Below are 5303 nucleotides of genomic sequence, written 5' to 3'. Positions count from 1 at the left end.
TACTATATTTTCAATTCTCAATTCTCAATTCTCAATTCTCAATTCTCAATTCTCAATTCTCAATTCTCAATTCTCAATTCTCAATTCTCAATTCTCAATTCTCAATTCTCAATTCTCAATTCTCAATTCTCAATTCTCCCTGATCGCCCGCAACACCGCATCACGAAAGAACGGCTTCTCCGGGATCCCATATTTCTCGATATTCTTTGCCATGCCCCAGGCGATCCGCCGCGCTTCGTCAAATGCCTTTATATCGCTCTTATTTGCCCGGATTCCGATCCCAGTGATCCTGATCCGCGTCCGGTTCACCATGCCTTTCCCGATCCCCCCAAACAGCGGATTCCCGCCGCTGCCCATCTTCTTCTTTGCCCACTGCATCAAAGGCGCTATCGGAGGCATCTTGCCCGGCTTGCGTCCTTGGTGCACATATTGCGCGTATGGTGCATGGCTGCCTTCCGCATAGCAGATTATCTGGTAGCCGCTCTGCAAATCCCCGTCCAGACGCACATGAATCGCATTGCGCAGCTTACCGGTTGCCACCGCGTGGTAGTCATCGATGCTATCCACCGCATAAGTCTCAATCTTATCCGATAGCCGCGCCAACTGTTCCTTAAGCTGTGTGTTGATCTGCTCCAAAACCTGTCTAACTGTTTCTTGTCTTTTCATCCTTTATCCTTGTCATCTCAATTCTCCATTCTCAATTCTCAATTCTCAATTAGCAGTAATTCTCAATTCTCAATTCTCAATTCTCAATTAACAGTAATTCTCAATTCTCAATTCTCAATTCTCAATTCTCCCGCTCACTAAACCCGCACAGCCCGTATTACAAGCTCATACTCGCCTTCAAATTCCACTTCCACTATCATGTATGCCTGAGCCCCAGAAAACGCCGTAACGCCCCATATTTGAGCCGGTAAAACGAATCGCTGACGTAAGAGCGGAATTGTCGTGAACCCGTGAAGCCCAAATCGAAGCTCAAGCTCGTGGGTCAAGACACGTCCGCCGCCGTAGTGGTCGATCAGATATTGCACCTCCGTGCGGTCATTGATCACCTCTTCAATTTTCTCTTTATCCCAAGGTTGATAGACCAAGAGTTTCTTTTGCAATTTACTCAGCGCAGCAAGCGGAAGGTTGATGTTGCCAAGCGGCGAGCGTGGCGCCAGCTTAATCACCCCGGTTTCATCGGCATAGCAGCTCAAATCCCCGACAAACAGCATGGTCTTGAACCATTCGCGCAGTTTCTGTTCCACGTATTGCTCTTGTCCGGTTCCTTGCGGATTGTTTTTCATCCGGAAAATCCGGTTTCCAATATAGCCGCCGGAGCCTTCCATCAGCCCAGTGAAATACACGTAGTAGCTCAGGCTGTAAAAATAACCCATTATGTCATTTTGATATGCCGGCGGAATCGCATACAGTTCGTTTGCCGAACACCGGTAAAAGCTGTTTTCCGAGAGAGACAGATAGTTGCTCGTATTCAGCGGCAAGCCTCCGATATGGCTGCCGCTGTTTCTCCCCTGTTTTAGCCGGGTACGAACTCCGCTGTCCCAGACGCTGCGCCCGGCTTTCAGCCTGAAGATCCGATACCATTCCCTGTACCACCAGGTGCCGCCACCGCCGCCACCGCCGCCACCGCCTTCGCCATCAGTCCAGCCACCGTCTGGAATCGCATCGTCTTTGCCCCCAATCATCCATTGATAGCCAGCGCGCATCACGAACCATCCGTCGCTCTCTTCGCCCGGCAGCCAGAGTCCATACTCATCGTAGATCGAGGACTGCCCACCCGGCGGGACAAAGCCGTAGTTTGCCCAGAATTGCCAGCCGCTCACGGCGCCTAAGTTCATAAGATTATTATATGCCGTGGTGACCAGACCAGAGACAAACTCTTGGAAAAATGTATCCGCGTCGGCTAACTGTACGATGTAATTATTCACCCAGGTCAGTTCCGCCTCTTCGACCTCATATTCATGGTTAAAATCCAGCGCCCAATTTCCTTGATAAATCTCGCCGAATATCTGCGTCAATGCTCGCAGCACGCTGCTCACCTGACGGTCAGTCGTCTCGATCACGCTCGGATAGGGATACCAGTCCGGACCTCCGGCAGGCGCGCCGCTGCTGCCAGGTAGCTGATAGTTGACGATAAAGCGTGTCCAATCTGTCCCATCGGGTAGGGAATATGGATAATAGATCCGCACCGGGATATCCAGCTCGCTCAGCAGCGCCGAAAAATCATAGAACTGGAGCTGCATCGTGTGCGCAAAAGGATCATGTCCGCTGCCGGTGAGCTGCAATAATCCGCTCAACTTCAGCTCTGCGTAACCGCTCAGTGAATTCTTCCCATATACGCGAACGCTCTTAGAAAACCATAGTGTGGAGCTGATCTTTACGATGCTTTGTTCCCACCGCTCCAAAAGCCAGACATCGCTGATTATCGTCACCTCGATGCTTGCCGGCTCGTTCATGAAATAGTCCTCGCTGATCAGCTTTTTGCCGCTCTGCTTATAGCTCACAATGCTGCTCTCGCCGATCTCATGCTCCACGCTGCCGTATCTATCGCAAAATTCTATCCGCATTTAATCTCCATTCTCAATTCTCAATTCTCAATTCTCAATTCTCCATTCTCAATTCTCCATTCTCAATTCTCAATTCTCAATTCTCAATTCTCAATTCTCAATTCTCAATTCTCAATTCTCAATTCTCAATTCTCAATTCTCAATTCTCAATTCCCCTTCAGCGCCTTCAACACCAGATCGCCGGTATTCTCGCTATAGTCAAAGCTCTCTAATTCTATGTCGGTCGTCCTCCCCAGCCGGGCGAGGAAGAAGGCATCCAATTGCCCGCAGAAGCTGTTTTGCAGTGGCTTGATCCGTGTTTGAAAGAAGATGTCGCGCTCGCCGCTCGTTTCTCCGCCGCCGCCCAATTCCCCAGGCACCATAATCCCCATCAGGCGCGGTGGCACGCCGTGGCAGCTTATGATCTCACCGATGCAGGCTTTGCGCAATTCCAAAAACTGCATATCCTTCATACTCTCGGCTTGCAGCTTCTCGAAGCGCACCTTCACACCTTCCGGGACAGGCAAATACAGTGTCTTATGCGCATTCTCCGTCCCTCTGAATTTGCTGCGCATGAAACGCTGAATACTGCTTTCAGCTTGCGGTGAAAGCGTTCCGCCTTCGACCACGATCGCAAAATCAGGGATCGCATTATTCTCAAAAAAATTGCTGTTATAGCTCGTGATCGTCCTCATCAGATCCAGTGATGGCAGGATGCTAAGATAGTCCGGTGTCCCGTAGAAGCTGCTCAGCATGCTGTCCCGCCGAAAATGCCACACCTCTTCCGGATCATATATCTCTTTATCTTTCCCCACGCGCTGCTCCCAGCCTTTTTCCGTGCGATACATCGTCCACGCCGGGATTTGATAGACCTCATCCTTTGGCGTTTCCCAAAACGCATTCCCAAAGATCAGCAGGTCGCGCACCGTCTTTTCCAACAGCGAAAAGATGCTGTCACCTAAGCTCATCTTGCTCAGGATATCCGCTATTGCCCTGTCTTTAAATCCATTACCTATCACGTTACTCGCCTTCACATCGATGCAGCTCGCATGATACGGGTTACCATAATAGGCTTCGATTAAGGTCTCATAGGAGACCGGCGGGCTGATCACTCCTTTCGGTGTCTCTGCCTTTTGCTTACTGCTCTTGTTTATCCATAATTTTGCCATGTCTTAGCTCCTTTTATCTGCTGCGCGGAACGCCTGCGTCCCCGCTGGAAGGGCTTTCCACCTTTCCACCTTTCCCCCAAACATCAGCTCCCACCTCCCAGACCTATATCGTAGCAGGTCATAAAGAACATGTAGCTATTACCCACGGTCGTATTGGTCAGCGTGACCTTATCCAGCGCACCTTCGCTCCCACGTAAAATTTGCAGCGCGGAAAGGCTACCCACGACGCTACCGGGGTTCGTCGTCACATTATGCACTTGGACACTGATATTCTCGCTGATCCGCCGGTCGCTCCCCAGCCCCAAACCCGCACGGATTGTCGTCTCCGGGATAATGATGCTGCTATCGGTTGCAAGGATTGTTTGCACATAGCGCTTTGCCATTTTGTAGATCGATGTTGCACTCACTTTGCCCGCAAGCTGTGTCTGCACGTTGCTGCTCACGCCGCTCAGGCGGTTCAGTTCCACTGCCGACACCGTCACCAAATTCAGCTTATTCAGATCGGCGCTGGTTACGCTTGAGACGTCGGCGCTGTTGATCCTTGGACTGTCCAGGCGTTTGTTACTTAAGGTCTGCGTGGCGTTATTTAACGTGATGTCGCCCACGCCGCTGCCACCTATTGTTTTCCCCAGAAGGATGAAAGCGCTCAATTGTGCGGCGCTCAATTTCTTGTCCATATTGGCGCTGATATCGCTCACTGCGAGCATGTCTTCGCCTGCCAGCGCTGCTACTATATCGACCAGGTCAATTATTCTTGCCATCTTGTCTCCTTTTTTTTACTCATGTCATTCCCGCGGAGGCGAGAATCCAAGTCTTTTCTCTCATAATTCTCAATTCTCAATTCTCAATTCTCAATTCTCAATTCTCAATTCTCCATTCTCAATTCTCAATTCTCAATTCTCAATTCTCAATTCTCATGCCTTAAACTCCAACGGAATCAAGTTATGCTCCGTCATCGTCTGTCCGTTATGTATTGTCCATAAGAACATCACCGTGCTGCTGCTGCTATATGCCGGAACGTTATCTAACCGCTCCACGCTTTCCCAGTTCAGTTCTATCTTTTGTCCGCCGCCCACTAGGCTCAGCCATTCCGGATCAAATTCGACCGGCACGTTACAGAGGTAGCCAGGGCTGGAGATGCCTTGATAATTCGGATATACCATGATCCCGTTATGATCCTGGCGAGCTGCATTGAGAATCTGCATCAAAGTCAGGATCCCCCCGCTTTCATTCAGGCTATTATTCAGGACCGTCTTGATCTTGGCGCGGCTGCCTTTGTAAAAGCGAAGCAGTGTCCCTTTCAGCGTCTCGACATCATGCACCGAATCCGCAAAGCTCAGCCGACCATAGCTATACCCCAAATTTACGATCACACCGCCCCGCTCAAAACGCGCATTGCCTTGACCAAATATCATATCCATAATCTATTCCTCTCTGCTCTTTTTTCTTTTCTCAATTCTCAATTCTCAATTCTCAATTCTCAATTCTCAATTCTCAATTCTCAATTCTCAATTCTCAATTCTCAATTCTCAATTCTCAATTCTCAATTCTCAATTCTCAATTCTCAATTCTCAATTCTCAATTC

The 5303-nt window shown here is 49.5% G+C and carries 5 protein-coding genes; all 5 read right to left on the bottom strand.

All coding sequences use genetic code 11. The features are described 5' to 3' along the window. Nucleotides 1-129 precede the first annotated feature (129 nt). Nucleotides 130-666, bottom strand: coding sequence for a hypothetical protein (locus Q8M98_07855; protein ID MDP3114678.1), 537 nt, complete (start codon nt 664-666; stop codon nt 130-132). Between the two features lie 137 nt (nt 667-803). Next, the gene (locus tag Q8M98_07850; GenBank protein ID MDP3114677.1) at nt 804-2570 is read right to left on the bottom strand and encodes a hypothetical protein; all 1767 of its coding nucleotides are present in this window, start codon (nt 2568-2570) and stop codon (nt 804-806) included. Between the two features lie 146 nt (nt 2571-2716). Continuing rightward, entirely contained in the window at nt 2717-3718 is a 1002-nt protein-coding gene (locus tag Q8M98_07845) for a phage portal protein (protein ID MDP3114676.1), read from the bottom strand. Between the two features lie 83 nt (nt 3719-3801). Further along, a complete protein-coding gene (locus Q8M98_07840; protein MDP3114675.1) occupies nt 3802-4479 on the bottom strand; it encodes a hypothetical protein in 678 nt (225 codons plus the stop codon). A 153-nt stretch (nt 4480-4632) separates the two neighbouring features. Further along, nucleotides 4633-5139 (bottom strand): hypothetical protein, encoded by a 507-nt coding sequence (locus tag Q8M98_07835; GenBank protein ID MDP3114674.1) that lies wholly within the window; start codon nt 5137-5139, stop codon nt 4633-4635. Nucleotides 5140-5303: the final 164 nt, after the last annotated feature.

It is taken from the genome of Candidatus Cloacimonadaceae bacterium (assembly GCA_030693415.1).
Lineage (GTDB): Bacteria > Cloacimonadota > Cloacimonadia > Cloacimonadales > Cloacimonadaceae > JAUYAR01.
Note: the sequence above shows the minus strand (reverse complement) of the source record. Positions and strands in the feature narration are given on the sequence as shown.